This window comes from Stenotrophomonas sp. BIGb0135 (genome assembly GCF_024810105.1).
Classification (GTDB): domain Bacteria; phylum Pseudomonadota; class Gammaproteobacteria; order Xanthomonadales; family Xanthomonadaceae; genus Stenotrophomonas; species Stenotrophomonas maltophilia_AB.
In genome coordinates this window covers 1-26,599 of sequence record NZ_JANUDX010000016.1, presented here as the reverse complement: position 1 = coordinate 26,599, position 26,599 = coordinate 1, and the positions used below count along the sequence as shown (strand labels likewise).

The window sequence follows — 26,599 nt, the reverse complement described above, 5'->3', positions numbered from 1 at the left end:
CGGCCATGCCCCTGCCTGCTGCCCATGGCCCGTATCCCCGACGCATTCATCGACGACCTGCTGGCCCGCTCCGACATCGTCGAGGTGGTGGGCAGCCGCGTGCCGTTGAAGCGCCAGGGCAAGGAGTACGCCGCGCGCTGCCCGTTCCATGACGAGCGCTCGGCCTCGTTCACGGTCTCGCCCACCAAGCAGTTCTACCACTGCTTCGGCTGCGGCGCGCATGGCACCGCGATCAGCTTCCTGATGAATTACGACCGCCTCGAGTTCCTCGACGCGGTCGACGAACTGGCCAAGCGCGTGGGCATGGAAGTGCCGCGCGACACCCAGCCGCGCACCGCCCAGCAGCAGGACGACAGCCGCGAGCTGTACTCGGCGCTGGATGCGGCCACGCGCTTTTTCCAGAAGTCGCTGGAGGGCAGCGACAAGGCCCGCGCCTACCTCGACCAGCGCGGCGTGGACGAGGAAAACCGTACCCGCTTTGCGATCGGCTACGCGCCTGACGGCTACAGCGCGCTGAAGGATGCGCTGGGCAAGGACGAGCGGCGGATGAAGCTGCTCGACCGCGCCGGGCTGTTCTCCAAGAACGACCGCGGCCATGTCTACGACAAGTTCCGCGACCGGGTGATGTTCCCGATCTTCGACCGCCGCGGTCGGGTGATCGCCTACGGCGGCCGGGTCATGGAGAAGGATGACGGCCCCAAGTACCTCAACTCGCCCGAGACCGCGCTGTTCCACAAGGGCCGCGAACTGTACGGCCTGTGGCAGGTGCGCCAGGCCAACCAGAAGATCGAGCGGCTGATCGTGGTCGAAGGCTACATGGACGTGGTCTCGCTGTTCCAGTACGGGGTCACCCAGGCGGTGGCCACGCTGGGCACGGCCACCACGCCGGACCACGCCGAGCTGCTGTTCCGCAATGCGCCGGACGTGTTCTTCTGCTTCGACGGTGACGCCGCTGGCCGCCGTGCAGGCTGGCGCGCGCTGGAGTCGGTGCTGCCGCGCATGAAGGACGGCCGCCAGGCGTTCTTCCTGTTCCTGCCCGATGGCGAAGACCCCGACACCATCGTGCGCAAGGAGGGCCGCGAGGCCTTCGATGCGCGCCTGCAGCAGGCCACCCCGCTGTCGCAGTTCTTCTTCGACGAGCTCACCCGCGAGGTCAACATGGCCACGCTGGATGGCAAGGCGCGGCTGGCCGAGCGGGCCAAGCCGATGCTGGCGCAGATCCCCGATGGCGCCTTTGGCGACCTGATGAAGCAGCAGCTGACCACGCTGACCGGGCTGGGTGCCAAGCCCAGCGCCGCTGCACAGCCCTCGCGCCCGCCCTCGCGTGCGGTCGCGCCCACCCAGCGGCGCAGCCTGGTGCGCGCGGCGATCGCGATCCTGCTGCAGCAGCCGTCGTTGGCGATGACCCTGGAGGGGCATCACTTCAACGGCCTGCGCCTGCCCGGCATCGAGCTGCTGCTGGAGTTGCTGGGCCTGGTGGAGCAGCGCCCGGACATCAGCACCGGCGCGCTGCTGGAGCACTTCGAGGGCCGCGAAGAACAGGAGTCGCTGCACAAATTGGCCGCGCAGACCTTGCCTGGCGACGAGGCGATGTGGACCCAGGAACTGCACGATGCCGTGGCCCAGCTGGAAAAACAGCTGTTGATGCAACGCCTTGACGAGCTTCAGGCAAAGCAGGGCCAGCAGGGTCTGGACGATACTGACAAGTACGAGCTGCGTGAACTGCTGAAGGCGCGCAGCACCCTCCGCTTCTGACTGACGGAGCCGCCATGGCGCTTCCCACCGTGAATCCCGCCGCAGCGTTCGCCCGCCGCCTGCTGCGTGGCACGCTGGCCACCCTGATCGCGCTGGCCCCGTGCGCCTGGGCCAGCGAGCTGCCCTTCGCGCAGCCACGCCCCCAGCTCTACAGCGCGGGCCAGCCGAGCGCCGCGCAGCTGCACCAGGCCGCCGACGCCGGCGTGCGCACCGTGATCGACCTGCGTCAGCCCGAGGAAGATCGGGGTTTCGATGAGACCGCCGCCGCCGAACGGCTGGGCCTGCGCTACGTGCGCATCCCGGTGGCCGGCGCCGCCGGCCTCACCGAGGCCAATGCACGCGCACTCCACGCCGCGCTGGAGAACAGCCAGGGACCGGTGCTGGTGCACTGCGCCTCCGGCAACCGCGCCGGTGCCTTGCTGGCGCTGCTGCAGGCACGCCAGGGAGCTTCGCTGGACCAGGCCCTGGAATTCGGCCGCAAGGCCGGCATGACCTCGCTGGAGCCGCCCACCCGCGCGCGCATCGAACAGGCCGGCGCGCGTTGAGCCCGCGCGCGTTCCCGCATTCTTTTCCCCCCATGACAGGAGCATGCCGCGCATGAAGCCCTGGTGGTCGCGCCTGCGACCGGACAACTTCACCCTCGCCCTGCTCGGCACCGTGCTGCTGGCCTCCCTCCTGCCGATGCACGGCGCGGCGGCGATGGTGCTCGACGACGTCACCGACGTGGCCATCGCCGCGCTGTTCTTCCTGCACGGCGCGCGCCTGCCGCGTGAGTCGATCGTGGCCGGCGTCCTGCACTGGCGCCTGCACCTCACCATCCTGGCCTGCACCTTCGTGCTGTTCCCGCTGCTGGGGCTGCTGTTCAAACCACTGGATGGCTGGCTGCTCACGCCCGAGCTGTACATCGGCGTGCTGTTCCTGTGCGCGCTGCCGTCCACCGTGCAGTCGTCCATCGCCTTCACCTCGATGGCGCGGGGCAACGTCCCGGCGGCGGTCTGCAGCGCCTCGCTGTCGAGCATCCTCGGCGTGTTCCTCACCCCGCTGCTGTTGGCCCTGCTGGCCGGCACCGAGGGCGGCATGCACAACCCGGTGCAGGCCATCGTCAGCATCATGCTGCAGCTGCTGGTGCCATTCGTGGCCGGCCACCTGTTGCGCCCATGGATTGCCGGCTGGGTGGAGCGCCAGCGCGCGCTGCTGCGCTACACCGACCAGGCCACCATCCTGCTGGTGGTGTATTCGGCGTTCGGCGAGGCCGTCAGCGAAGGCCTGTGGAGCAAGACGCCGCTGCTGTCGCTGCTGACCGTGGCGGTCGTGGCCGCCGTCCTGCTCGGCATCGCGATGCCGCTGATCCGCTTCATCGCACGCCGGCTGGGCTTCAACCGCGAAGACGAGATCACCATCCTGTTCTGCGGCTCCAAGAAAAGCCTCGCCACGGGCGTTCCGATTGCCAAGGTGTTGTTCGCTGGCGGCAGCCTGGGCGCGATCGTGTTGCCGATCATGATCTACCACCAGATCCAGCTCATCGTCTGCGCGATGATCGCCCAGCGGTATGCGCGGGATCCGATCGCGCCGGCCCCGGACATCGGTCGAGACTGACACGCAGGCGCGCCGGTCATCGGTCCGGACTGAACCGCGCGACGCTTGTGGAGGTGGCCTCGGCCTGACTCGCGCCGGGGTGTGCGCCTGCTGCTCCGATGAATACCGTTCCAGCCAGCCAAGGCGGGTGCCGTACCGGCAATGGCGTCCGTCGCGCGATGACACCGTCAGGTGCTTGCAAGCGCCTGCGCGATGCATCACCCCGTCGCCCGCCGCCTGTCGCTTACAACCAGGGCAACATCCAGTGGTCCACCATCAGGAAGGCGAACAGCGCCATCAGGTAGAAGATGGAGTAGCCGAACATCTTCATCGAGAACAGTTCGTCCGGCGGGTTGAGCATGCGCCACGCGTACCAGAGGAACACCGCGTTGAGCACGATCGCCCCGCCGAGGTAGAACACGCCGCTCATGCCGAGTACCACCGGCAGAATGCTCACCACGGCCAGCGCGATCGAATACACCATGATCGACTTGCGGGTATACGCCACGCCGTGGGTGACCGGCAGCATCGGGATTTCCGCCTTGGCGTAATCCTCGCGGCGGAAGATCGCCAGTGCCCAGAAATGCGGCGGGGTCCAGATGAAGATGATCAGCACCAGCAGCGACGCATAGGCCCAGTCCCACGGGCCCTGCATCCCCGTGATCGCCGCCCAGCCGAGCAACGGCGGGGTGGCACCGGCGAGGCCGCCGATGACGATGTTCTGCGAGGTCGCGCGCTTGAGGTACACGGTGTAGATCACCGCGTAACCAATCAGCGAGGCGAAGGTGAGCACCGCAGTGATGACATTGACCCAGACCACCAGGATCGTCATCGACAACGCGATCAGGATGCCGGCGAACACCAGCACCTGCCACGGCTTGACCTTGCCCACCACCAACGGACGCCACGAGGTGCGCGCCATCTGCGCGTCGATGCGCGCGTCCAGCAGCTGGTTGATCGCCGCGGCGGCCGAGGCGGCCAGCCAGATGCCAAGGAAGCCCAGCGCGCCGTCGATGGCCTGCTGCGCGGTGGGCACCCCCGGAATGGCCAGGAACATCCCGACCAGTGCGGTGAACACGATCAGGGCGACGACCTTGGGCTTGGTCAGGTCCCAGTACTGACGGTAACTGGCCATGCCGTCAGCCTGCCTGCACGGTGGACGACGCGGCGACGGCCTTGCCGTCCGCATCCGGCGCGCGCAGGCGTGCCAGCAACGTCACCAGCACGAACAGCAGCGCCACGGCCCCGCCGCTGTGCGCGACGGCCACTTCGAGCGGCACGGCCAACTTGACGTTGAGGATGCCCAGGGTGATCTGCAGCACCACCAGCAGGCCCAATGCGCTGGCCCAGCCGCGCATGCTCGGCAGCTTGAACAGGCGCACCGACAGCCACAGCAGGTACACCGCCACCACGATCGCCATCATCCGGTGCGCCAGCTGGATCGCGATCCGCGAGGCGCCATCGAGCACGCCGCCTTCGTAGTCCACGCCGATGCCGCGCCACAGGGTGAAGCCTTCCTTGAAATCATGCTGCGGCCACCACTGGCTGACGCAACGCGGGAAGTTGTCCAGCGACGCACTGCCACCGCCGCACGCCAGCGCGGCGTAATTGGCGCTGACCCAGCCGCCCAGCGCGATCTGCAGCACCAGCACGGCCACGCCGGCGCGGATCAGCCACTTCAGCTTCGGTGCTTCCACCAGCGTGATCGGCATGTGCGTGGCACGCCACGCCATCCACACCAGCAGGCTGAACATCAACATGCCGCCGAGCAGGTGCCCCATCACCACGATCGGCTTGAGCAGCCAGGTCACCGTCCACATGCCCAGCAGCGCCTGGAAGATCACCACCGCCAGGGTCAGCAACGCGGCACGGGCCAGGTCGATGTTGTTCCAGCGCAGCGCGGCGATCAGCAGGATGGCCTCGCCGAGGATGGCCAGGATGCTGGCCGGTACGTGCATGCCCATCATGTACAGCGGTATGCCGGTGGCCACCAGTACGCATGCGGTCACCACCGCGGTGCTGCCCCAGCGGCGACGACGCGTGGCCAGCAGCGCCAGGGTGAGGATCTCGATGCCGAGCGCGCCAGCCAGGAAGCGGTGGACCTGCTCGCGCCAGGCCTTGTGCGTTTCCAGCGGCCGGATCTTGGCGGCCTCGTGGCCCACCACGTCGGCGGCATGCTGCGGCCAGGTGACCCGGCCATAGCAGGTCGGCCAGTCCGGGCAGCTCAGGCCCGCATCGGACAGGCGCACGAACGAACCGAACATGATCGTGCTGGCGGTCATGATCAGCGCAAACCACGCCAGACGGTGGAAATTGCGGTGCAGCACCGGGCGTGCGGAAAGGCTCATCTAAACGGAACTCACTTCAGTTTCAGCAGCGTGGCCAGGTCTTTGCGCAGACCGGCCATATCGAATCCCGGTGCGTAGCGCATGATCACGAAACCGTTGGGGTCGATCACATACACCGGCGTGCCGGCGGCGTCATCCACGGCGGGAAGGGCGGAACGCAGGGCCGGTTGGTCGCGCAGCGCGCGCAATGCGGGCAAGCCCTGGACCTCGGCCGGCGGCGTGCCCAGCCACAGGATCTCGACATTATCGGCGTTATGCCCGAACAGCTGCCACACCTTGCCCAATCCCTGCGACAAAGTGACGCACTCGCTCGTACAGCCTGCAGACGGTGCCACCAGGATGCGCCAGGTGCGCGCGTCGGGGTTCCACGGATAGACCTGGCCGTCGGCGAGCAGCGGCGGGCGCTGGCGCAGATCGACCGGCGGTTGCAGCAGCTGCCCGGCGTTGCGGTGCGCGGTGGGCTGCCAGCCGGAGAAGCGCAGCACGCCGGCCAGGGCCATTGCGCCGAAGAACAGCGCGAACAAGGCGATCAACGTCCAGCGGCCGCGTGAGCGCGAGGGCAGCCGATCCTGGGAAGTGGCATTCATGGGCGGCATTTTCTCATGTTGGGACGCTCAGCGCCGGGAACCGGCGGCAGGGCGGCGACGCAGGCGGAATTCCAGGACCAGCGCGACCACCAGGACGGTCAACGCCAGCGCGAACCATTGCACCGCATAGCCGAGATGGCGGCTGGGCGGCAGCGTGTTGGGCAGCAGGTCGAGGTCGCGCGCATAGCCGCCGGGCAGCGCCGGGTCCAGCCGCAGCACCCGCTCGGGCAGGCTGCGCGGCGGCAAGCCGAGCGCGCGCGCCACCTCGTCCGGTGGCAGGCGGTTGGCCAGCCACACGCCGGCCTGCGGGGTGGTGGCCAGTGCCGGGCCCAGCGCGATGCCGCTGGCCGGTGGCGGCGCCAGCAGCCCGGCAATGCGGGCCGGCCCCTGCGGTACGTGCAGGCGGGGCAGCACCCGGTCCGGCGGCATCGGCTGCCAGCCCAGGTCGACCAGCACGCGCGCCCCGTCTTCGCTCAGGAACGGCTGGTACAGCTTGAAGCCGGCGCGCCCGGCGCGGGTCTGGTTATCCAGCAGCACGGTGCCCGGCAGGTAACGGCCGCGGTCTTCCACCCAACGCAGCCGCAGCGGTGCCGCCAGCGCCTCGGCAAGGCGCAGCGCCTGCACACGCGCGGGGACCTGCTGGTCGAGCAGGGCCTGTTTTTCGTGCATGCGCTGGAGTTGCCAGCGCCCCAGCTGGCAGAAACCGACGATCACCAGCAGCGCGGCCACCCAGGCGATCAGGCGTGTGTGCTTGCGCATCATGACAACGGCGACCAAACGCGGTGATATAGGCGTACCCGCCCCGCCATCGAGCCGCGCATGAATGATTCGTTGAAGACCCTGCTGGTAATCGCGTTTCTGATCGTCATCGTCTGGAATCTGGGCGCCGGGCTGTATTACCTGCTGGTCGATCGCGGCCAGACCAAGCGCACCGTCAACGCGCTCACCCGCCGCATCGCGGTGTCGGTGGCACTGATCGCGCTGGTGGCCATCGGCATCTACACCGGCTGGATCAAACCCCACGGCATCGGCGGCTGAAACCGCACCCGCCTCGGTGCGGCACGCGGTGTCGCGCCGACGCTACAGCACGTAGACGAACAGGAACAGCATCAGCCACACCACGTCGACGAAGTGCCAGTACCACGCGGCCGCTTCGAAGCCGAAATGGTTGTCGCGGGTGAAGTGCCCCTTGGCCGAGCGCAGCCACATCACGCCCAGCATGATCGTGCCGAGCAGCACGTGCGCGCCGTGGAAGCCGGTGAGCATGAAGAACGTCGAGCCGTAGATGCCCGAGCCCAGGGTGAGGTTGAGTTCCTTGTAGGCGTGGATGTATTCCTCGGCCTGCAGGGTCAGGAAGAACACGCCGAGTGCCACCGTCAGCCCCAGCCAGACCAGCAGCTGACGGCGATGCCCGGCCTTGAGCGCATGGTGGGCGATGGTGAGGGTGACACCGGAGGTGAGCAGGATCAGGGTGTTGATCAGCGGCAGGCCCCACGCGGGGATGGTCTGGAAGTGGCCACCGATCGCGCCGGGGCCGTTGGTCGGCCATGCCGCCGAGTAGCCGGTCCACAACAACTCGTTGGTCATCACCCGGTCGCCCTCGCCGCCCAGCCACGGCAGACCCAGGTTGCGGGTGTAGAAGAGCGCCCCGAAGAACGCACCGAAGAACATCACTTCGGAGAAGATGAACCAGACCATGCCCATGCGGAACGAGCCGTCGACCTGGCGGTTGTAGCTGCCGGCCTGGGATTCGCGCACCACGTCGCTGAACCACCAGAACAGGGTCAGCACCAGCATCGCGATGCCGGTATAGAAGGTCCACTTGCCCCAACTGGAATCGTTGAGCCAACTGGCCACGCCGACCATGGTCACCATCATCGCAATGGAACCGATGAACGGCCATTTGCTGTGCGTGGGCACGAAATACACGGTGGCATCGGGATTTTGCTGGGCCATGGTCTCAGGATCCGGTGCGTATCAGGGAGCGGCGTGCGCGTTGGCCGGGACCGCCGCGGCGGCGGCAGGCAGCTGCGCGGACAGCGCGTCGTTCTTGTAGAAGGTGTAGGACAGGGTGATCGTCTTGATGTTGGCCGGCAGGTCGGGATCGACGATGAAACGCACCGGCATGTCGCGCTTCTCGCCCGCCTGCAGGGTCTGCGCGGTGAAACAGAAGCACTCGGTCTTGCTGAAATAGCCCGAGGCCTTGGCCGGTGCCACCGAGGGCACCGCGCTGCCGACCAGCGCGCGGTCGCTGTCGTTGCGCGCGAAGTACAGCGCCTCGTTGAGCTCGCCGGGCACCACGTCCATGGTCAGCTGTTCGGGGTGGAAGGCCCAGGGCAGCTTGGAGTTGACGCCGCCATCGAATTCCACCCGCACGGTGCGCTTGCCGGTGGCGACCGCGCCGCCGGCCGCTGCGCCCGGACCACGCTCCAGCCGCACCCCGAACACCTTCTCGCAGGCGATCCGATACAACGGCACCAGCGAGAAGGTCAGCACGAACACCGCCAGCGCCACCCCGATCAGGCGGGGCAGGCCCGCCGTGCGCGCGGGGGCGACCGGGCGGTCTGCGCTCATCGCCCGATCACCCCGCTGAGGATGAAGCCCACGTAGACCGCCACCGCCACCAGCCCCACCTTCCAGGCGGTGCGCTGTGCGCGGCGGCGTTGCAGGGCCTGTACCTCGGCAATGTCAGGATGGCTGTCCATGGTTGCCTCAGTGGGTGATGTCGTCATGGGCCAGGTCGCCGGGGCGGATCGTCGGCGGCGTGGTGAACGTATGCGCCGGTGCCGGCGAGGGAATGGTCCATTCCAGCCCGCGTGCGCCTTCCCAGGCGCGGTCAGCCGCCTTCTCGCCGTTGCGCAGCGACGCCAGCAGGATCGCGGCCATCATGAAGGGCGTGGCGAACATACCGAACGCACCGATGGAACTGATCATGTTCCAGTCGGCAAACGCCACGCTGTAATCGGGGATGCGCCGCGGCATGCCGGCCAGGCCGAGGAAGTGCTGCGGGAAGAACAGCAGGTTGACGAACACGATCGACCACCAGAAGTGGAATTTGGCCCACTTCTCGCTGTACATGCGCCCGGTCCACTTGGGCCACCAGTAGTACACCGCCGCGATCAACGCGAACACCGCGCCGGTGACCAGCACGTAGTGGAAGTGCGCGACGACGAAGTAGGTGTCGTGGTATTGGAAGTCGGCCACCACGATGGCCAGCATCAGACCGGAGAACCCACCGATGGTGAACAGGATGACGAAGGCCACCGCCCACAGCATCGGCGCCTCGAAGGTGAGCGAGCCGCGCCACATGGTGCTGACCCAGTTGAACACCTTCACCCCGGTCGGAATGGAGATGAGCATCGTGGCGAACATGAAGTAGATTTCGCCCCCCAACGGCATGCCCACGGTGAACATGTGGTGGGCCCAGACGATGAACGACAGGAACGCGATGGCGGCCACCGCGTAGACCATGGCCTGGTAACCGAACAGCGGCTTGCGGCTGAAGGTGGGGATGATCTCGCTGACCACGCCGAAGGCCGGCAGGATCATGATGTACACCTCCGGGTGCCCGAAGAACCAGAAGATGTGCTGGAACATCACCGGGTCGCCGCCGCCGGCCGCGTTGAAGAAGCTGGTACCGAAGAACTTGTCGGTGAGCAGCATGGTCACCGCACCGGCCAGCACCGGCATCACCGCGATCAGCAGGAACGCGGTGATCAGCCAGGCCCAGCAGAAGATCGGCATCTTGAGCAGGTCGATGCCCGGCGCGCGCATGTTGAGCACGGTGGCGATGATGTTGATCGCGCCCATGATCGAACTGATGCCGGCGACGTGGATGGCGAACACGCTGAAGGCCACGTTGTAGCCGCCCTGCAGCGACAGCGGCGGGTACAGCGTCCAGCCACCGGCCGGTGCGCCGCCGGGCAGGAACAGGGTGACCAGCAGCAGGCTGAAGGCCACCGGCAGCAACCAGAACGACCAGTTGTTCATGCGCGGCAGGGCCATGTCCGGCGCGCCGATCTGCAGCGGGATCATCCAGTTGGCCAGGCCGACGAAGGCCGGCATCACCCCGCCGAAGATCATCACCAGTGCGTGCACGGTGGTCATCTGGTTGAAGAACTCGGGCTTGACGAACTGCAGGCCCGGTTGCATCAGCTCGGCGCGGATCACCACGCTCATGGCCGCGCCGATGATGAACATGATGAAGCTGAAAAGCAGGTAGAGCGTGCCGATGTCCTTGTGGTTGGTCGAGAACAACCAACGCTCCACAAAGCTCTGCTGATGCCCGTGGTGCCCGTCGTGGTCAACTGCGGAATGCGCCATCGCAACTACACCTCACTGGATCCGGTGGTACCCCCGCCTGCCGGTTGGCAGGCGTGGCTCGATTTCAGGCGTTGCTGTCTGCCGGGGCCGCCGCGGCCGGTTCGGGCGTGGCGGCCGGTGCCGCCTCGGCCGGGGCCGGCGCGGGTGCCGCCGGAGCCGCCTCGGGAGCAGCAGCCGGCGCAGGCTTGCGCGAGGCCAGCCACTTCTTGAAGTCCTCCTTGGACACCGCCTCGACCACGATCGGCATGAAACCATGGTCCTTGCCGCACAGCTCGGCGCACTGGCCGCGGTAGACGCCGGGCTTTTCGATGTTGGTCCAGGCTTCGTTGATGAAGCCGGGGATCGCGTCCTGCTTCCAGCCCAACGCGGGCACCCACCAGGCGTGGATGACGTCGTCGGAGGTGATCACGAAGCGGACTTTGGTATCCACCGGCAGCACCAGCCGGTTGTCCACTTCCAGCAGGTAATGCGGGTGCGATTCCAGCGTGGGCACGGTGCCGCTCTGGCGCACGCGGTCGGACTCGCGGTCCAGGCGGCTGGTGAAGGTGACATCCTCGCCGAGGTATTCGTACTTCCACATCCACTGATAGCCGGTGACCTTGACGGTCATTTCCGAATCGCGGGTGTCGTAGAACTTGATCAGGTTGGCCGTGGCCGGCCAGGCCATCACCACCAGGATGATCACCGGGATCACCGTCCAGATCACCTCGGCCTTGGTGTTGTGACTGAAGGTGGCGGCGACCGCGCCCTTGGATTTGCGGAACTTGAACATGGCGTAGAACATCGCGCCGAACACCAGGATGCCGATGATCGTGCACACCCAGAGCGAGAACAGGTTGGATTCCCAGGCCAACCGCGCGCTCTGGGTCACCCCCTTGCCCATGTTCAACTGCCACGGCTTGGGGTCGGCCGCCTGGGCCCACGCCAATGCGGGCGCCAGCAGCGCGGCCCCGCTTGTTGCTGTCTTCCCGAACGTACTGCCCCACTTGATGCGTTGCTTCATTGCCTAGACCCTTAGCGTCGTCGGTTGCAGCCATCGCTGGCCGCGAGCAAGCCTTCTAGTTTCTGAGCCAGTGCCCTGCGTTCGGCCGGTGCGAGGAAAGCCCCCACTTCCACCTGCCTGCCGCTGGACGCCAGCCGGACCCTCTGCTCGTCGGCGATCAGGCGGACCCAGTGCGGGTGCGCGCTGAACACCGGCGAGTGCCCGGGTGCGGGGATGACCTCCACACACGCCGGAACCACCCGGATTTCTTCCTGCCGTTCTCCACTACGCCACACACTACGCAGTGCCGCTGCCAGCAACAGGCTGTACAGCAGCGCGAACAACGGGGCAAATACGTTGCCGGCCAACCAACCCAGGCTGGCCGCCAACCCCATCACCCCGCACAACACAGCAAACAACAGGACGAACTGCCGGGCATCGAGCGCCCGTGGGGGACGCAGCCGCAGTCGCGTCCCTGATCCGTCCGGAGCTGTCAGCACCTCGATCATGTCGCAACCGCGTTTTCCTGCCGCGGGAAACGTCTCGATGGTAGCCCTGCACTCGCGACAGTAGCAAGGGTCCATTCACACTTTCAGGAATGGTGCAATACAGCATCGGGATCGGCGGCACTTTTGACGAAATCAGCACAATAACCGGCGCCCCGTTGTGAAACGCCGAATCCCTTTGTATCAAAGGCTATGACCATGATGAGGGTTGCCGTGGATATTGCTTCGGCGGTCGAAAAAACGATTAAAATGGTCAAGTTTTCCACGAGCCGACCGGCATGACCGCACCCTCCGCACCGATTCCTGCCCCGGCCCCGTCCGGCGCTCTCCGTCCGCCGCTGCTGTCGCCCGAGCTGCCGACGCCTCCGCCCGCGTTCCGCCAGGCGATCACCGATGCCTGGATGAAGGACGAGGCCAGCCATGTGCGCGAACTGCTGGAGCAGGCCCGCCTACCCGCCGCCGAACAGGCGCAGGTGCAGGCGGTGGCCGCCGACCTGGTGGCGCGCGTGCGCGTGCGTGCGAAGGACCAGGGCGCGATCGAAGCCTTCATGCGCCAGTACGACCTGGGCAGCGAAGAAGGCGTGCTGCTGATGTGCGTGGCCGAAGCGCTGTTGCGCATCCCCGACCAGGACACTGCCGACAAGCTGATCCGCGACAAGCTCGGCGATGCGGACTGGAAGAAGCACATGGGCGGCAGCGACTCGGTGCTGGTCAACGCCTCCACATGGGGCCTGATGCTGACCGGCCGCCTGGTGCAGATCAACGATGCCACCCGCGCCGACGTGCCCGGTGCGTTCGCGCGCCTGATCGGCCGCGTGGGCGAGCCGGTGATCCGCCTGGCCGTGCGCCAGGCGATGAAGATCATGGGCCACCAGTTCGTCATGGGCCGCACCATCGACGAAGCGCTGTCGCGCTCGCACAAGGGCGACAACGCCAGCTACCGCTATTCGTTCGACATGCTTGGCGAAGGCGCGCTGACCATGAAGGACGCCAAGCGCTACCTGGAAGACTACCGCCGCGCGATCCACTCCATCGGCGGTGACCACAAGGCGCGCGGTGGCCGCCCCGATGGCGACGTCAACGCGGCCCCGGGCATCTCGATCAAGCTCTCCGCGCTGTACCCGCGCTACGAGCACGCCAAGCGCGCGCGCGTCATGGCCGACCTGGTCCCGGGCGTGCTGGAGCTGGCGCAGCTGGCCAAGTCCTATGGCATCGGCTGCACCGTGGATGCCGAGGAAACCGACCGCCTGGAACTGTCGCTGGACATCATCGAAGCGGTGGTCACCGACGCTTCGCTGGTGGGCTGGGAAGGCTTCGGCGTGGTCGTGCAGGCGTACCAGAAGCGCACCCCGTACACGATCGATTACCTGGCCGACCTGGCCCGCCGCATCGGTCGCCGCCTGCAGGTCCGCCTGGTCAAGGGCGCGTACTGGGACGCGGAAATCAAGCGCGCGCAGATCGATGGCCTGCCCGCCTACCCGGTGTTCACCCGCAAGCAGAACACCGACGTGTCCTACCTGGCATGCACCCATCGGCTGTTCACCCATGCCGATGCGCTCTACCCGATGTTCGCCACGCACAACGCGCACACCATCGCCGCGGTGAAGGCGATCGCCAAGGGGGGCCAGTACGAGCACCAGAAGCTGCACGGCATGGGCGACGACCTGTATGCCGAAGTGGTGCCGGCCGATCGCCTGAACGTGCCGTGCCGCGTGTACGCGCCGGTCGGTTCGCATGAAGACCTGCTGCCGTACCTGGTGCGCCGCCTGCTGGAAAACGGCGCCAATTCCAGCTTCGTCAACCGCATCACCGACGACGCGGTGGCCATCGACGACCTGATCCGCGATCCGGTCGAGGCGGTGTCCTCCTTCGCGTCCATCCCGCATCCGAAAATCCCGCTGCCGGTCGATCTGCTGCGCAGCCAGAACCATGACAGGAAGAACTCCATGGGCGTCAATCTCGCCAACGACAACGATCTGCGCGCCCTGGCCGAGCAGCTCAACGCCGCCGTGAAGCCGTGGAAGGCCGCACCGCTGGTGCCCGGTGCCAACCCGACCGGCGCGCTGTTGAACGTGACCAACCCGGCCGACACCCGTCAGGTGGTTGGCCAGTGGCAGCCGGCCGACAGCGCCACCGTGGAGAAGGCGCTGGCCAATGCCGTGGCCGCGCAGCCGGCGTGGAACCGCACCCCGGCCGCCAGCCGCGCCGCGATCCTGGAACACGCCGCCGACCAGCTCGAGGCGCGCCTGCCCGAGTTCATGGCGCTGTGCGTCAAGGAAGCCGGCAAGAGCCTGCCCGACGGCATCGCCGAAGTGCGCGAAGCCGTCGATTTCCTGCGCTATTACGCCAAGCAGGCGCGCGAACAGTTCGGCCATGCCGAGAAGCTGCCCAGCCCCACCGGTGAGTCCAACGAACTGCAGCTGCACGGCCGCGGCGTGTTCGTCTGCATCAGCCCGTGGAACTTCCCGCTGGCGATCTTCCTGGGCCAGGTGGCCGCCGCGCTCGCCGCCGGCAACAGCGTTATCGCCAAGCCCGCCGAGCAGACCAACCTGATCGGCTACTACGCGGTGCAGCTGCTGCTCGAGGCCGGCGTGCCCGAAGGCGTGGTGCAGTTCCTGCCCGGCGACGGCGCCACCGTCGGTGCCGCGCTCACCGCCGACCCGCGCGTGGCCGGCGTGGCCTTCACCGGCTCCACCGACACCGCCCGCGCGATCAACCGCGCGATGGCCGCGCGCGACGCCGCCATTGGCGTGCTGATCGCCGAAACCGGCGGCCAGAATGCCTTCATCGCCGACTCCTCGGCGCTGCCGGAACAGCTGGTCAAGGATGCGATCGGTTCGGCGTTCACCTCGGCCGGCCAGCGTTGCTCGGCCGCGCGCGTGCTGTTCGTGCAGGACGACATCGCCGACAAGGTGATGACCATGCTGTCCGGCGCGATGGCCGAACTGAAGGTCGGTGACCCGGGCCTGCTGTCCACCGACGTCGGCCCAGTGATCGATGCCGACGCCCTGCGGATCCTGCAGGACCACGCCGTGCGCATGGAGAAGGAAGCGCGCCTGATCGCCGCCGCCGAACTCAGCGAAGCGGCCGCGCATGGCACCTTCTTCGCCCCGCGCGCGTACGAACTGAAGAACCTGGACCAGTTGCACAAGGAAATCTTCGGGCCGGTGCTGCACGTGATCCGCTGGAAGGGCGACCAGCTCGACGCGGTGATCGATCAGATCAACGCCACCGGCTACGGCCTCACCCTGGGCGTGCATTCGCGCATCGATGAAACCGTGGAGCGCATTTCCTCGCGCATCAATGTCGGCAACGTCTACGTCAACCGCAACCAGATCGGTGCGGTGGTGGGCGTGCAGCCGTTCGGCGGCCAGGGCCTGTCCGGCACCGGCCCCAAGGCCGGCGGCCCGCACTACCTGCTGCGCTTCGCCACCGAAAAGACCGTCACCGTGAACACCACCGCGGCCGGTGGCAATGCCTCGCTGCTGACGTTGGGCGATTGATGCACGGCAGCAGGTGTTGAACGAAAAACCCCGCGAACGCGGGGTTTTTTGTGGGCGTCATCCGGCGCCATGCAGCGCTGCGCCGCGGTCGCGGTTACGGGGCGTCGATCGATTCGATTTCATCGCGCATCAGCAACTCGTTGCCCATGTAGCGCTCGAACCGGATGCGGCCGAAACCGGGGGCGTACCAGCCCTCCATGCGGTTGTCCTCGAAGCTCGCGCTGAGGTGGCAGGTGGCCTTGAAGGTGCGCGGCTGGCCATCGACCTCCACGTCCACGTCCTCGAAGCCGACGAAGGTGTAATCGGAGAACCCCTCGAAGTCGAGCGGCTCGACGGTCTCTTCGACGTGGTGGGTGCGCTCGCCCTTCCCGGTGTACTGGAAGCGGTCGCCCGGCTTGGCCGTCGCCGGGAACGTTGGCGCGGGGTTGAAGGCGTCGGTCATCACCGGCGTGCCCGCCTCCCCACCCCAGGCGGAAATACCGTAGCGCTCCTCGCCCAGGAAGGCGCGCCCGCTGGCATCGAAGTAGCTGGCCGTGCCGATGCCGCCGCCGGCGCTGTTGACCTTGATCGCCTCCTTGCCGGCGAAGGTCGCCTTCTCGATGGTCAGCGTTGCATCGGCGGTGGACCAGGTCAGGCCCGGGGTGAGGGTGAAGCAAGCGCCGAAATCGGCCGCGCAGGCAGGGGCCGACAGTGCGGCCAGGCCCAGGAAAAGGGTGGAACGAAACGCGAGAGACGACATGTACAGATCCTTGTCAGACAGCATGACTCCCGCCGTGCGGGAGCGGTGCGGGATTGTACGCGCTGGGCCGGCGCGGACCGCGCTGAAAAGGCCCATCGCCATCGTTGCAATGGGCCAACACCGTGGCAGAATCCGGCCATCCGCGCTGCCCTGCTCCCGATCGTTCTGCTGGCATCGATGCCCGGGCCCACGGCCTGCGCGGCCCCGGCGGCCGACCGCGTCCTGGTGTTCACGCGCACCGTGCAGTTCCGCCACGATGCGATCCCCACCACCATCGCCACGCTGCAGCGCGTGGCCACCGCCGAAGGCATGCAGGCCGACGCCACCGAGGTTGACCGCCGATTTCACGCCGGTCCGCCTCGCCCGCTACCGCGTGGTCGTGTTCGCCAATACCACCGGCGACGTGCTCGATGCCGCGCAGCAGCGTGCGCTGGAAGGCTTCATCCGCGCTGGCGGCGGCTTCGCCGGCCTCCATGCGGCGGCCGATACCGAGTACGACTGGCGTGGTATGGCGCACGGGTGGGCGCCTACTTCAGGGCACATCCACCGGGCCTGCAGGACACCCGCGGACAGCCCGAACGCGATGGCCGCGCACGTGGCACGGCCTGGCCGATACGCGGCGAAATTTACACCTGCCGCGACAACCCACGCGCGCGCGCACGTGGTCGCCACGGTGGACGAACGTCTTTACGATGGCGGTGGATGGGCGATGACCACCCGATCACCTGGTGCCACACCTTCGATGGCGGCCACAGCTGGTACACCGGGCTGGGTCATGACGAGGCGGTGTATCGCGATCCAGACTTCGTCGCGCAGTTGCGGCAGGGGCTGCGCTACGCGGCCGGCTCATCGTCGCGCTGCTCAGTGGCATCGAGCACCCTCGCGCGCGCCCTCACCACGTAGATCGTCCCGTCTTCGCCGTCCTTCGCACCGACCTCGTAGCGCGAGGCGTCGAGCAGCGCTTCCAGCCACACCGGGATCGTCGCCCCCCAGATGTAGCCGGTGAACTCATGCGGGTAGTTCGCCCGACCATTGGGATTGGCCGAATGAAGGTACACCCCGTCGTTCATCGTGTTCGGATGCAGTTGCGCCCAACACTGCGCCTCGCGTGCGTCTGCATCGAGCGAACGCTGCGCATGGTCGAGCAGGCGCAAGGCGGAATGCGCGACTGCCTCGCGGTCGGAAGGGTCACGTGCAGCTTTGCCATACCAGTCCGGGTGCACGTGCCAGAGATCGAACCAGGTCGATTTGGCAAGCGTCTTCTGAAGATGGCGAAGGTTCTTCGCTTCTTCGCGCGCCCAGTAAGCGCGCATCTTTCTGAGGTATCGGCGGTCCATGACGATGGGATGCAAACGGGCCGCCAGTCTACTGAAGGCGTCGCCGCCGGAGTGCCCTGCACATGCGGTGGAGCGGAAGCCCGCGTGCATGCAGACAAGCGCCGGTCACCAAGAGCGGGGCCGACAGGGATGCGCTCGCGGCGCGCGGCGGACGCGGCGCAAACAAAAGGCCCCGCTTTCGCGGGGCCTTCTGCCGTTCAAACAACCGGTGCGGCTGTGTCGATCAGAACTTGTAGTTGACCGACGCGGCCAGCACGTCGCCGCGGACCTTGTACTTGCCGGTCAGCGAGTTGCCCTGGTTGTTGGTGGTACCGGCGATGTTCACGTCCGGATCGCTGGTGAACAGGTGGGTATAACCGAAGTTGTACTCGATGTTCTCCGACGGGGTCCAGCCCACGCCCAGCGACAGCCACTTGCGGCTGGTGTCCGGCACGCGCACGTCGCGGTGGGCGTTGGTGGTCGGGGTCTGATCCAGCGCGATACCGCCGCGCAGGGTGACGGTGTCGCTCAGCTTGAAGTCGGTACCCAGCGAGACGAAGGTCGTGTCGCGGTAGCCGAATTCCAGCACCGAGTCCGGCTGCGCCGAGGCGTAGTCGATGGTGACCTGGTCAAAGGCGGTGGACCAGGCGGTGCGGGTGACGTCACCCATCACGGTCCAGCGATCGTTGACGTTGTGGGTCACGCTCAGGGTGGCCGAGGCCGGCAGGGTCAGCGTGGCCTTGCCCGAGGTGCTGGTGAAGCGGCCCGGCTGGGCCACGGCCAGCACGGCAGCGGCGTTGGCCGGCACGTCGAAGGTAGCGTCGCCGCCGGTGATCTTGTGCTCGACCTTGGAGCGGTAGCTGATGCCGATGTGGGTGTTCTCATCGGGGCTGAACAAGCCGCCGACGGTCCAGCCCACGGCATTGTTGTCGCCTTCCACGGTCAGCTTGCCATCGGCGCTGCCCGGGGCGAAGCCCGGCACGCGCGACTGCGCCAGCGCGGTGCCGAAGTCGATGTTGTTGCTCAGCTCGATGGTCAGGTGCTCAACGAACACCGACGCGCCGAAGGACACGTACGGGTTGACGTCGTACGAGGCGGCAAAGCCCAGGTCGATCGCCTTCAGGTCGGTCTTCAGGCCGCTGTAGCGACCCACCCAGCCGTTGTCGTATTCGGTCTTGAAGCCGAACGGAGCGGTCAGCGACACGCCGAAGTGGGCCTGCTCGCCGATCGGCATGTGGAAGTACGCGGCCGGGACCGGCGCGATCATGCCGGCGTCGCCGCCATTGCCGCCGGTCTGCGGCTGGCCGGTCGGCTTGCGACCGGTGCCGCTGTACTTGGCCGAGAAGCTGATCGCGCTCAGGTCACCCTGGATCTGGGTGCCTTCCAGCTGGCGCATGCCGGCCGGGTTGACGGCGATGATGGAGGCGTCGCCCTGGGCGCTGCCGGAACCGGCAAAGGCGCGGCCGAGGCCCTTGGCGCTGTTTTCCTTCAACTGGAAGGCGGCAGCGTGGACGTGGCCGACAGCCAGGACACCGGCAATGCCGACGGCCAGGGCGGTGACGCGGGCAAGCGTGGAAGCGGTATGCATGTTTGGTTCTCTCCGGAATTGCGGTGATGTTTGGCAACGCGCGCCTGCGTCATCCCGTGCCTTGCGGCCGGAACAACGCGCCGGATTCCCCTCCCGACATACGACGCCGTATTGGAGTATACCGAGACCGGTTAATGAAACAATAACGTGGGCCGCCCCAGCGGCTATTCAGGCTGAAGCCGACAATTCCCCGTCGGGGCTGCTGCCGCGCTAGGCTAGCGCCATCCATGTTCGTGTCGATCCCTTCCCGCAAGAAGTCCGCCTTCCGCTGGGCCACCCCGCTGCTGTTCGCCGCCCTGTGGCTGGCGTTCCTGTGGTCGATCTCGCGGCCGGACGATGCCCGTCGCAGCCTGTGGCTGGACTGGGGCGCGCTGTCGACGGGATTGACCCATCCACAGGACTGGTGGGCGACCCTGCAGGACGGCAGCGTGCTGCGCCTGTTCACCGCGTTGTTCCTGCATGCGGACTGGTCGCACCTGCTGGGCAACCTGGTGTTCCTGCTGATCTTCGGGCTGCCGGCCGAGCGGGTGCTGGGCCCGTGGCGGCTGATGCTGCTGTTCCTGGTCGGCGGGGCGATCGCCAACCTGACCGCCATCTACGCCATGGGCAGTCCCGACCAGATCATCATCGGCGCCAGCGGCGCGGTGTCGGCGCTGATCGGCGCCTACCTGGCGCTGTTCCCCGGCGCACGCCTGGGCGTGGTGATCCCGCTGGGGCTGTTCCTGGAATTCGTGCGCGCCCCGGCCTACCTGCTGATCGGCGTCTGGGCGGGGCTGCAGGTGGTGTTCGCCCACATCGGCCCGAGCTTCGGCATGGTGGCCTGGTGGGCGCACATCGCCGGCTTCCTGTTCGGCCTGGGCTACGGTGTGTACGTGCGCGCCGCGATCGCCCGCCGGCTGCGCAAGCGACACGGGTTCTGAATCGGCGGTCGGCTGCGGCTACGCGCGGATGCGCCCGCTGGCGCCGGCCGTTCGCCGCCTCCCCGCAACGCCGGTCGACTGCAGCGCCGGCCAGAGGCCGGCACTACCGGTCACGGTTTGGTTGGCACGTCTGCTGAGGGCTTGGCCGGCACGTCCGCCGGCTTGGCTTCGGGCTTGGCTTCGGGCTTGGCTTCGGGCTTGGCTTCGGGCTTCTTCTGCGCCGCCGTCCTGGCGGCCTCGGCCTTCTGCCTGGCGACCACCGACCCCGGCTGCTTCAGCTCCGCCAGCGCGGCGTTGATCGGGCCATCGCCGGGCAGCACGTCACCGGCCTTGTAGCCGTCGCCGCCTTCTTCGTCGCCGCGCAGGTGGCCTGGCAGGGTGGCTTCGCTGTAGTCGGCCAGGCTGGCCGGCAGCTCGTCATCGCCGTCGCGCTTGTCCGGCTGCAGCACCACGTCCGGCACGATGCCGGTGGCCTGGATCGACTTGCCGCTCGGGGTGAAGTAACGGGCGGTGGTGAGCTTGACCGAGTCGCCGTTGTCCAGCGGCAACACGGTCTGCACCGAGCCCTTGCCGAAGGTGCGGCTGCCGACCACGCGCGCGCGGCCGTTGTCGCGCAGCGCGCCGGCCAGCACCTCGGAGGCGCTGGCCGAGCCGGCGTCGGCCAGGACCACCACCGGGGCGCCCTTCAACAGGTCGCCCGGGGTGGCGTCGAAGCGCGCATCGCTGATCGAGATCCGACCGCGCGTACTGACGATGTTGCCCTTGTCGAGCAGGTCGTCGGCCACTTGTACCGCTGCGGTGAGCAGGCCACCGGGGTTGCTGCGCAGGTCCAGCACCAGGCCCTTGAGCTTGCCCCCGGCCTGCTGCTGCAGTTGGCCGACCTGCTTCTGGAAATCGGCCCCGGTATCGGCCTGGAAGGTGCTCAGGCGGATGTAGCCATAGCCCGGCTCCAGCATGCGGCTGCGCACGCTGGTCACGCGGATGGTCTGGCGGGTGACGGTGACATCGAACGGCTTGGGCTTGCCGGTGCGCACCAGGGTCAGCACCACCTTGCTGCCGGCCTTGCCACGCAGCGGCTCGGTGGCCTCGATGGCGCTGATCGGCTTGCCGTCGATGGCGATGATCAGGTCGCCGGCGAGGATGCCGGCTTTCGCGGCCGGGGTGTCGTCAATCGGCGAGATCACCTTCAGGCTGCTGTTGTCCGGCTGCTGCTGCAGCTCCACGCCGATGCCGTCGTAGGCACCGGTGGCCTGCTCGTCGAAGGCCTCGGCGTCTTCCTTGTCGAAGTAGGTGCTGTGCGGATCCAGGTCCAGCAGCAGGCCGCGGATGGCCGACTGCATCAGTTTCTTGTCATCCACCGGGTCCACGTAGGCGGCGCGCACCGCGTTGTAGACCGCCACGTAGCGCCGGATCTCTTCCAGCGGTACCCGCGATGTCACCGCTTCCTCGTTGCTGGCGGCGTCACTGGCGCTGCTGGCGGCCTCGCTGGTCTGCTGCGCCCAGGACACGGCAGGCAGCAGGGCCAGCAGCAAGGTGGCGGTACGGGCTACGCGCATGAAGCACTCCAGGTCGGCGGGGGACGGAAAACACGCACGGGGTGCGTCGCCCGATTATGCGCGAAGCGACGATAAATTCCCGTTGAACCCGCGGCGCTGCGACCGTGCGCCGTTTGGCTGGGTGTCAGCGTCGCTGCAGCCAGCCGCCCGGATCGACCGGCTGACCATTGCGACGCAGCTCGAAGTACAGCGCGGTCACGCCCTGCCCGCCGGAGTTGCCGACCTTGGCCACCGCATCGCCCTTCTTGACCGTGGCCCCGGCATCGCGAAGCAGGGTGTCGTTGTGCGCATACAGGCTCATGTAGCCATTGCCGTGGTCGACGATGAGGATCATGCCGTAGCCGGTCATCCAGTCGGAGAACACCACGGTCCCGTCGGCCACGGCGGTGATCGTGCTGCCGGCCGGCGCGCCGATCAGCACGCCGCTGCTGGTGCGCCCATCCGGCAGCTTGCCGCCGTAGCGCGCCAACAGGTTGCCCGACAGCGGCCACCCCAGCCCGCCCACCTTGGGCGGCGGCGCCGAGGCCACCGCAGGCGGAGTCTTGCCCGGGCGCGGCGGCGGGCGGGTGCCGTTGGCGGCCGCCGCGCGTTCGGCCTTTTCCGCGGCGGCTTTCTCGGCGGCCGCCTTGCGCGCGGCAGCGCGCCGTTCGGCCTCGGCGCGCGCGGCGGCGGCGCGCAGGTTGGCCAACAGCGTTTCCAGCGCCTTGGCATCCTGGCCAAGGGCCTTCTCGCGTTCGCTGCGGTCCTTGTAGCGCTCCTCCAGGCTGGCCACGGTCTCCGCACGGGTACGACGGTCGTTGGCCAGGGTGGCGGCCTGCTGCTTCTGCTGCTGGCGGGTGCCTTCCAGCGCCTGGCGGCGCTCGACGATCTGGGTTTCCACGGCCTGCAGTTCGGCCAGATCGTGGGTGATCCGCTGGATGCGCCGGGCGCGCTCGCGCTGCAGGTAGCGGTGATAGGCCAGGCTGCGATTGGCGTCGGCGACGCGGTCCTGGGACAGCAGCAACTTGAGCGGTGCGTTGTTGCCGATGCGGTAGGCCGAGCGCAGCAGGGAGGCGAGCTCGTCGCGCTGCCGGGTCATGCCGGCCTGCAGGTCGCTGCGCTTGCGCTGCAGCTCCTCCATGGCACGGGTTTCGCGCTGCAGCGCGGTTTCGGTCTGGGCCAGCACCCGCCCGGTGCGCGCGACCTTTTCATCGGCATCGCGCAACTGCCGCGAGGCCTGGCCACGCTGGCCCTCCAGGGTCCTGCGCTCCTGGGCCACGTCCTTGAGCTCGGTGCGCAGCTTCTGCAGCTTGCGCTCGGCTTCCTTGGAGCTCTGTGCCAGCACCGGGCCCGCCACCAGCACTGCCAGCGCCAGCAACAGCCCGCGCGCCAGCCAGGGCGGGACGATGCCGCCGCGGTCTCCGGGCGACGGTTTGTTATTCCGGCGTGAGGGCAAGGCGTTGTGGCGCAAGGGCTTTCCAGTGACTTCAGGCAGATGCGGATTGTAGCGATGCATGGTGACATCCCCACAGGCGGCCTGCCAGCCGCATACCCGATACGAGGTCACCATGAAACGCATTTCGCTCTTGTTGCTGTTGGCTCTGGTGCTGCCTTGCGCACCGGCCCTGGCCAGCGAGGACATCAGCAAGGTCAACGGCAGCATCCACGCCACCGGTGGCCAGGTCTACGGTGACCTGGAAACGGTCAACGGCGGCATCACCGTCGACGAAGGCGTGGTCACGGCCGAGATCCAGACGGTCAACGGCAGCATCAAGGTCGGCGACCGTGCGCGCACCACCGGTGTGTCCACGGTCAACGGCAACCTGCGGATCGGGCGCGACGTGGTCGCCGCCGGCAACGTGGAGACCGTCAACGGCGGCATTTTCATCGACCGCGGCAGTGTGATCGAGGGCAACCTGGAGACCGTCAACGGCGGCATCGGACTCGTCGAGACGCGGCTCAACGGCAACATCGACACGGTCAACGGTGACATCACGGTCGGGGTGGGCTCGCAGGTCGAGGGCGGCATCCGGGTCAAGAAGCCCAACTTCAACCTGTCGCTGACCGGCGGTCGCAAGCCGCGCGTGATCATCGGCCCGAAGGCCAGCGTCGCCGGCAGCCTGCAGTTCGAGCGCGAGGTCACGTTGTACGTGCACCGCACCGCGCATATCGGCCCGGTCAGCGGTGCACAACCGCTGACCTTCGACACCGACGCCGCACCGCAGGATTGATACCCTTTCCCGGTGCCCCTGTGCACCGGCCCACTGGATCCAGGAATCGATGATGCCCCGCAAACTTCTGTTGTGCCTTGCCGCCACCACCGCCCTTGCCGCGTGCAAGGGCGAAGCCACCGCACCGCCGCCGACCGCCGCCACGCAGGCACCTGCCGCCACGGCCAGCCATGCCTTTGCCGCCGACATCAATGCGGCCGATTTCGCCGAGCTGGTCAAGACGCTGTCCTCGGATGCGTTTGAAGGCCGCGCCCCGGGCAGCAAGGGCGAAGAGCTCACCGTCAACTACATCCGCGACCAGATGCAGCGCATCGGCCTGCAGCCGGGCAACGGCGACAGCTGGTTCCAGGACGTGGCCATGACCGAGACCACGGCTGATGAGTCCACCGTGCTCAGGCTGGACCAGGCCGGCAAGACCCGCGAGCTCGCGTTCGGCACCGACATGGTGATCGGCACCCGCAGCGGGCAGCCGGAGGTAAAGGTCGATGGCAGCGAGCTGGTGTTCGTCGGCTATGGCGTGGATGCGCCGGAGCAGAAGTGGAACGACTACGCCGGCCAGGACTGGAAGGGCAAGACGGTGGTGATGTTCGTCAACGACCCCGGCTTCCACGTGGACGACGCCACGCTGTTCGACGGCAAGCGCATGACCTATTACGGGCGCTGGACGTACAAGTTCGAAGAGGCCGCACGCAAGGGCGCCGCTGCCGCGCTGATCGTGCACGACACGGCCGGCGCCTCCTACGGCTGGGACGTGGTGAAAAACTCGTGGGCGGGCCCGCAGTACGACCTGCCGGCCAAGGACGATCCGGACGCACGCCTGCCTGCGCAGGGCTGGCTGAGCGCCGAGGCGGCACGCCAGTTGTTCGCCGACGCCGGGCTGGACCTGGACAAGGCCTACAAGGACGCCAGCAAGCGTGGCTTCAAGCCGGTCTCGCTGAAGGCCAAGGTCTCGTTCGACCTGAAGAGCACCATCGCCGAGAAGAAATCGCGCAACGTGGTCGGCGTGCTGCCGGGCACCAAGCGAGCCGACGAAGCGGTGCTGTACATGGCCCATTGGGACCACCTGGGCAAGCACGAGGGTGAGCAGGGCGACAACATCTACAACGGTGCGGTCGACAACGCGACCGGCGTGGCCGGGATCCTGGAAGTGGCCGACGCGATGGCGCACCAGCAACCGGCGCCGGAGCGCTCGGTGGTGTTCCTGGCCGTGACGCTGGAGGAGTCGGGCCTGTTGGGCTCCAAGTATTACGTCAGCCATCCGACCTTCCCGCTGGACAAGATCGCCGGGGTGATCAACATCGACGCGATGTCGGTGGCGGGTCGCGCCAAGGATGTCACCGTGACTGGTTTCGGCAGTTCCGAGCTGGAGGACATGCTCAAGCCGCTGGCCGCCAACCAGGGCCGCACCCTGCATGGCGAGACCTCGGTGCAGAGCGGCTTCTACTTCCGTTCGGACCACTTCAACTTCGCCAAGGCCGGCGTGCCCGCGTTGTATGCCGATGGCGGCGAAGACCTGCGCGACGGCGGCGTCGAGGCCGGCCGCAAGGCAGCCGAAGCGTATGGTCGCGACCGCTACCACGGGCCGAAGGATGAGTTCGACCCGGCCACGTGGAAGCTGGACGGCACGGTGGAAGACCTGCAGTTGCTGTACGGCGTGGGCAAGGAGCTGGCTGGCGGCGATCGTTGGCCGAACTGGTATGACGGCAACCCGTTCAAGGCGGCGCGCGACGCGATGATGAAGGACAAGGGCGCTGCCCCGGCACCGGCAGCACCGGCCCCCTGAGCGGCTCGCGGTTGTCAGGTTGAACACGAAACGGCGCCTTGGGGCGCCGTTTTTTGTTGGGGGCTCCGCACGTGATCGGCCGCCGGTAGCGCGTCAGCAGCCGGTAGATGTCCCTCGGCCCGGTAATGGCGTGGCAAGGATGGGCAAGGCCGTGTTTACAGGGGATCGGGATCAGGGGTGCATGCGTGGATGCGGTCGCAGGCAGGATCGAGGGGCTCGGGAAACGACCGTGGCGGGCCAGGTGAGTGCATTTCCCGCGGTCGGGTAGTGCCGAGCCATGCTCGGCAACGCAGGTGAGTGCATTCCCTGCGGTCAGGTAGTGCCGAGCCATGCTCGGCACCGTAGCGGTGGGGCTCATGCAGAGGTGTTGGGAAAGCAGCCGAGCATGGCTCGGCTCTACCGAGGCAGGGACACGGGGAACCGACACAGGGACAGTGCCCAGCCATGTCAGTCGCCTCAGGTGAACGCATTTCCTTCGGCCCGGTAGTGCCGAGCCATGCTCGGCACCGCAGCGGTGGGGATTATGCAGAGGTGTGGGGAAAGCAGCCGAGCATGGCTCGGCTCTACCGAGGCGGGAACACGCTGAAGCGATGCCGGGAGCGGAGCGAGCCATGCGTCGCACCTCAGGTGAACGCATTTCCTACGGCCCGGTAGTGCCGAGCCATGCTCGGCACCGTAGCGGTGGGGATCATGCAGAGGTGTCGTGAAAGCAGCCGAGCATGACTCGGCTCTACCAAGGCGGGAACGCGCGGAACCGACGCCGGGACTGTGTCGAGACAGGAGCACGATCGACGCCGGGAAGACGCACAAAGAAAAAACCCCGCTGCGTGAGCAGCGGGGTTTTTGGGTATAAACCCTGGCGATGACCTACTCTCGCATGGCTTGAGCCACACTACCATCGGCGCAGC

24 protein-coding genes are annotated in these 26,599 nt (G+C 67.5%); 8 read left to right on the top strand and 16 right to left on the bottom strand.

Annotation, left to right across the window (positions count from 1 at the left end):
• Window positions 1-24 precede the first annotated feature (24 nt).
• The 3 genes from dnaG to M2421_RS20535 are packed head-to-tail and all read left to right on the top strand — an operon-like array spanning window position 25 to window position 3,351.
• Window positions 25-1,755, top strand: coding sequence for a DNA primase (gene dnaG, locus M2421_RS20545; RefSeq protein WP_259210228.1), 1,731 nt, complete (start codon window positions 25-27; stop codon window positions 1,753-1,755).
• Between the two features lie 14 nt (window positions 1,756-1,769).
• Entirely contained in the window at window positions 1,770-2,300 is a 531-nt protein-coding gene (locus M2421_RS20540; RefSeq protein WP_259210227.1) for a sulfur transferase domain-containing protein, read from the top strand.
• Window positions 2,301-2,352: 52 nt separating this feature from the next.
• Window positions 2,353-3,351 carry a bile acid:sodium symporter family protein gene (locus M2421_RS20535; RefSeq protein WP_259210225.1) on the top strand — a complete coding sequence of 333 codons (999 nt, stop codon included), beginning with the start codon at window positions 2,353-2,355 and terminating at the stop codon, window positions 3,349-3,351.
• 223 nt (window positions 3,352-3,574) lie between these two features.
• On the opposite strand, the gene cyoE is transcribed toward M2421_RS20535, so the two are convergent.
• Genes cyoE through M2421_RS20515 form a run of 4 tightly spaced genes read right to left on the bottom strand, consistent with a single transcriptional unit; the run spans window position 3,575 to window position 7,027 of the window.
• Window positions 3,575-4,465, bottom strand: coding sequence for a heme o synthase (cyoE, locus tag M2421_RS20530; protein ID WP_259210224.1), 891 nt, complete (start codon window positions 4,463-4,465; stop codon window positions 3,575-3,577).
• A 4-nt stretch (window positions 4,466-4,469) separates the two neighbouring features.
• Entirely contained in the window at window positions 4,470-5,678 is a 1,209-nt protein-coding gene (locus tag M2421_RS20525) for a COX15/CtaA family protein (RefSeq protein WP_259210223.1), read from the bottom strand.
• An 11-nt stretch (window positions 5,679-5,689) separates the two neighbouring features.
• Window positions 5,690-6,274 (bottom strand): hypothetical protein, encoded by a 585-nt coding sequence (locus tag M2421_RS20520; protein ID WP_259210222.1) that lies wholly within the window; start codon window positions 6,272-6,274, stop codon window positions 5,690-5,692.
• Window positions 6,275-6,292: 18 nt separating this feature from the next.
• Complete coding sequence (locus tag M2421_RS20515) at window positions 6,293-7,027, bottom strand: SURF1 family protein (protein WP_259210221.1); 735 nt, start codon at window positions 7,025-7,027, stop codon at window positions 6,293-6,295.
• Between the two features lie 57 nt (window positions 7,028-7,084).
• Between M2421_RS20515 and M2421_RS20510 the strand changes: the two genes are divergently transcribed.
• A complete protein-coding gene (locus M2421_RS20510) occupies window positions 7,085-7,303 on the top strand; it encodes a twin transmembrane helix small protein (RefSeq protein WP_070208839.1) in 219 nt (72 codons plus the stop codon).
• Between the two features lie 42 nt (window positions 7,304-7,345).
• On the opposite strand, the gene M2421_RS20505 is transcribed toward M2421_RS20510, so the two are convergent.
• From M2421_RS20505 to M2421_RS20475, 7 genes are all read right to left on the bottom strand, one after another.
• Entirely contained in the window at window positions 7,346-8,221 is an 876-nt protein-coding gene (locus tag M2421_RS20505) for a cytochrome c oxidase subunit 3 (RefSeq protein ID WP_259210220.1), read from the bottom strand.
• A 21-nt stretch (window positions 8,222-8,242) separates the two neighbouring features.
• Entirely contained in the window at window positions 8,243-8,839 is a 597-nt protein-coding gene (locus M2421_RS20500) for a cytochrome c oxidase assembly protein (protein WP_259210218.1), read from the bottom strand.
• On the bottom strand, window positions 8,836-8,970 hold the full coding sequence (locus M2421_RS20495; protein WP_259210216.1) for a hypothetical protein: 135 nt from the start codon (window positions 8,968-8,970) through the stop codon (window positions 8,836-8,838). The genes M2421_RS20500 and M2421_RS20495 overlap by 4 nt, the downstream gene beginning before the upstream one ends.
• 7 nt (window positions 8,971-8,977) lie before the next feature.
• Window positions 8,978-10,588, bottom strand: coding sequence for a cytochrome c oxidase subunit I (ctaD, locus tag M2421_RS20490; protein WP_259210215.1), 1,611 nt, complete (start codon window positions 10,586-10,588; stop codon window positions 8,978-8,980).
• 64 nt (window positions 10,589-10,652) lie between these two features.
• Window positions 10,653-11,591 carry a cytochrome c oxidase subunit II gene (gene coxB, locus M2421_RS20485; RefSeq protein ID WP_259210214.1) on the bottom strand — a complete coding sequence of 313 codons (939 nt, stop codon included), beginning with the start codon at window positions 11,589-11,591 and terminating at the stop codon, window positions 10,653-10,655.
• A gap of 11 nt (window positions 11,592-11,602) precedes the next feature.
• Window positions 11,603-12,079 (bottom strand): DUF2244 domain-containing protein, encoded by a 477-nt coding sequence (locus tag M2421_RS20480; protein ID WP_259210213.1) that lies wholly within the window; start codon window positions 12,077-12,079, stop codon window positions 11,603-11,605.
• 83 nt (window positions 12,080-12,162) lie between these two features.
• Window positions 12,163-12,342, bottom strand: a complete 180-nt coding sequence (locus M2421_RS20475; protein WP_259210212.1) for a hypothetical protein — start codon at window positions 12,340-12,342, stop codon at window positions 12,163-12,165.
• A gap of 12 nt (window positions 12,343-12,354) precedes the next feature.
• On the opposite strand from M2421_RS20475, the gene putA reads away from it, so the two are divergent.
• A complete protein-coding gene (putA, locus tag M2421_RS20470; protein WP_259210211.1) occupies window positions 12,355-15,579 on the top strand; it encodes a bifunctional proline dehydrogenase/L-glutamate gamma-semialdehyde dehydrogenase PutA in 3,225 nt (1,074 codons plus the stop codon).
• A 94-nt stretch (window positions 15,580-15,673) separates the two neighbouring features.
• Here putA and M2421_RS20465 read toward each other — a convergent pair whose 3' ends face one another.
• The 3 genes from M2421_RS20465 to M2421_RS20455 form a co-directional block, all read right to left on the bottom strand.
• The gene (locus M2421_RS20465) at window positions 15,674-16,318 is read right to left on the bottom strand and encodes a hypothetical protein (RefSeq protein WP_259210210.1); all 645 of its coding nucleotides are present in this window, start codon (window positions 16,316-16,318) and stop codon (window positions 15,674-15,676) included.
• 833 nt (window positions 16,319-17,151) lie between these two features.
• Window positions 17,152-17,745 (bottom strand): hypothetical protein, encoded by a 594-nt coding sequence (locus M2421_RS20460; protein WP_259210209.1) that lies wholly within the window; start codon window positions 17,743-17,745, stop codon window positions 17,152-17,154.
• A gap of 133 nt (window positions 17,746-17,878) precedes the next feature.
• Entirely contained in the window at window positions 17,879-19,222 is a 1,344-nt protein-coding gene (locus tag M2421_RS20455; protein ID WP_259210207.1) for an outer membrane protein transport protein, read from the bottom strand.
• Window positions 19,223-19,449: 227 nt separating this feature from the next.
• Here M2421_RS20455 and M2421_RS20450 point away from each other — a divergent pair, with 227 nt between their 5' ends.
• Window positions 19,450-20,142: a rhomboid family intramembrane serine protease gene (locus M2421_RS20450; protein WP_259210206.1), complete on the top strand. Its 693-nt coding sequence runs from the start codon at window positions 19,450-19,452 to the stop codon at window positions 20,140-20,142.
• Window positions 20,143-20,252: 110 nt separating this feature from the next.
• Here M2421_RS20450 and M2421_RS20445 read toward each other — a convergent pair whose 3' ends face one another.
• Together M2421_RS20445 and M2421_RS20440 are read right to left on the bottom strand one after the other, a co-directional pair.
• The gene (locus M2421_RS20445) at window positions 20,253-21,698 is read right to left on the bottom strand and encodes a S41 family peptidase (protein ID WP_259210205.1); all 1,446 of its coding nucleotides are present in this window, start codon (window positions 21,696-21,698) and stop codon (window positions 20,253-20,255) included.
• Between the two features lie 124 nt (window positions 21,699-21,822).
• The gene (locus M2421_RS20440; protein WP_259210204.1) at window positions 21,823-23,148 is read right to left on the bottom strand and encodes a peptidoglycan DD-metalloendopeptidase family protein; all 1,326 of its coding nucleotides are present in this window, start codon (window positions 23,146-23,148) and stop codon (window positions 21,823-21,825) included.
• 97 nt (window positions 23,149-23,245) lie between these two features.
• Between M2421_RS20440 and M2421_RS20435 the strand changes: the two genes are divergently transcribed.
• Both M2421_RS20435 and M2421_RS20430 read left to right on the top strand, forming a co-directional pair.
• Entirely contained in the window at window positions 23,246-23,908 is a 663-nt protein-coding gene (locus tag M2421_RS20435) for a hypothetical protein (protein WP_259210203.1), read from the top strand.
• Window positions 23,909-23,960: 52 nt separating this feature from the next.
• Complete coding sequence (locus M2421_RS20430) at window positions 23,961-25,691, top strand: M28 family metallopeptidase (protein WP_259210202.1); 1,731 nt, start codon at window positions 23,961-23,963, stop codon at window positions 25,689-25,691.
• The last annotated feature ends 908 nt before the right edge of the window (window positions 25,692-26,599 follow it).

Bases quoted from the DNA above. Each gene is read 5' to 3' on its own strand.
- M2421_RS20435 (WP_259210203.1), top strand. From the start codon at position 23,246: ATGAAACGCATTTCGCTCTTGTTGCTGTTGGCTCTGGTGCTGCCTTGC.
- M2421_RS20505 (WP_259210220.1), bottom strand. From the start codon at position 8,221: ATGGCCCAGCAAAATCCCGATGCCACCGTGTATTTCGTGCCCACGCAC.
- M2421_RS20495 (WP_259210216.1), bottom strand. From the start codon at position 8,970: ATGGACAGCCATCCTGACATTGCCGAGGTACAGGCCCTGCAACGCCGC.
- putA (WP_259210211.1), top strand. From the start codon at position 12,355: ATGACCGCACCCTCCGCACCGATTCCTGCCCCGGCCCCGTCCGGCGCT.
- M2421_RS20510 (WP_070208839.1), top strand. From the start codon at position 7,085: ATGAATGATTCGTTGAAGACCCTGCTGGTAATCGCGTTTCTGATCGTC.
- M2421_RS20520 (WP_259210222.1), bottom strand. From the start codon at position 6,274: ATGCCGCCCATGAATGCCACTTCCCAGGATCGGCTGCCCTCGCGCTCA.
- coxB (WP_259210214.1), bottom strand. From the start codon at position 11,591: ATGAAGCAACGCATCAAGTGGGGCAGTACGTTCGGGAAGACAGCAACA.
- cyoE (WP_259210224.1), bottom strand. From the start codon at position 4,465: ATGGCCAGTTACCGTCAGTACTGGGACCTGACCAAGCCCAAGGTCGTC.
- M2421_RS20465 (WP_259210210.1), bottom strand. From the start codon at position 16,318: ATGTCGTCTCTCGCGTTTCGTTCCACCCTTTTCCTGGGCCTGGCCGCA.
- M2421_RS20500 (WP_259210218.1), bottom strand. From the start codon at position 8,839: ATGAGCGCAGACCGCCCGGTCGCCCCCGCGCGCACGGCGGGCCTGCCC.
- M2421_RS20525 (WP_259210223.1), bottom strand. From the start codon at position 5,678: ATGAGCCTTTCCGCACGCCCGGTGCTGCACCGCAATTTCCACCGTCTG.
- M2421_RS20540 (WP_259210227.1), top strand. From the start codon at position 1,770: ATGGCGCTTCCCACCGTGAATCCCGCCGCAGCGTTCGCCCGCCGCCTG.
- M2421_RS20455 (WP_259210207.1), bottom strand. From the start codon at position 19,222: ATGCATACCGCTTCCACGCTTGCCCGCGTCACCGCCCTGGCCGTCGGC.
- M2421_RS20445 (WP_259210205.1), bottom strand. From the start codon at position 21,698: ATGCGCGTAGCCCGTACCGCCACCTTGCTGCTGGCCCTGCTGCCTGCC.
- M2421_RS20535 (WP_259210225.1), top strand. From the start codon at position 2,353: ATGAAGCCCTGGTGGTCGCGCCTGCGACCGGACAACTTCACCCTCGCC.
- M2421_RS20460 (WP_259210209.1), bottom strand. From the start codon at position 17,745: ATGCACGCGGGCTTCCGCTCCACCGCATGTGCAGGGCACTCCGGCGGC.
- M2421_RS20430 (WP_259210202.1), top strand. From the start codon at position 23,961: ATGCCCCGCAAACTTCTGTTGTGCCTTGCCGCCACCACCGCCCTTGCC.
- M2421_RS20450 (WP_259210206.1), top strand. From the start codon at position 19,450: ATGTTCGTGTCGATCCCTTCCCGCAAGAAGTCCGCCTTCCGCTGGGCC.
- dnaG (WP_259210228.1), top strand. From the start codon at position 25: ATGGCCCGTATCCCCGACGCATTCATCGACGACCTGCTGGCCCGCTCC.
- M2421_RS20480 (WP_259210213.1), bottom strand. From the start codon at position 12,079: ATGATCGAGGTGCTGACAGCTCCGGACGGATCAGGGACGCGACTGCGG.
- ctaD (WP_259210215.1), bottom strand. From the start codon at position 10,588: ATGGCGCATTCCGCAGTTGACCACGACGGGCACCACGGGCATCAGCAG.
- M2421_RS20515 (WP_259210221.1), bottom strand. From the start codon at position 7,027: ATGATGCGCAAGCACACACGCCTGATCGCCTGGGTGGCCGCGCTGCTG.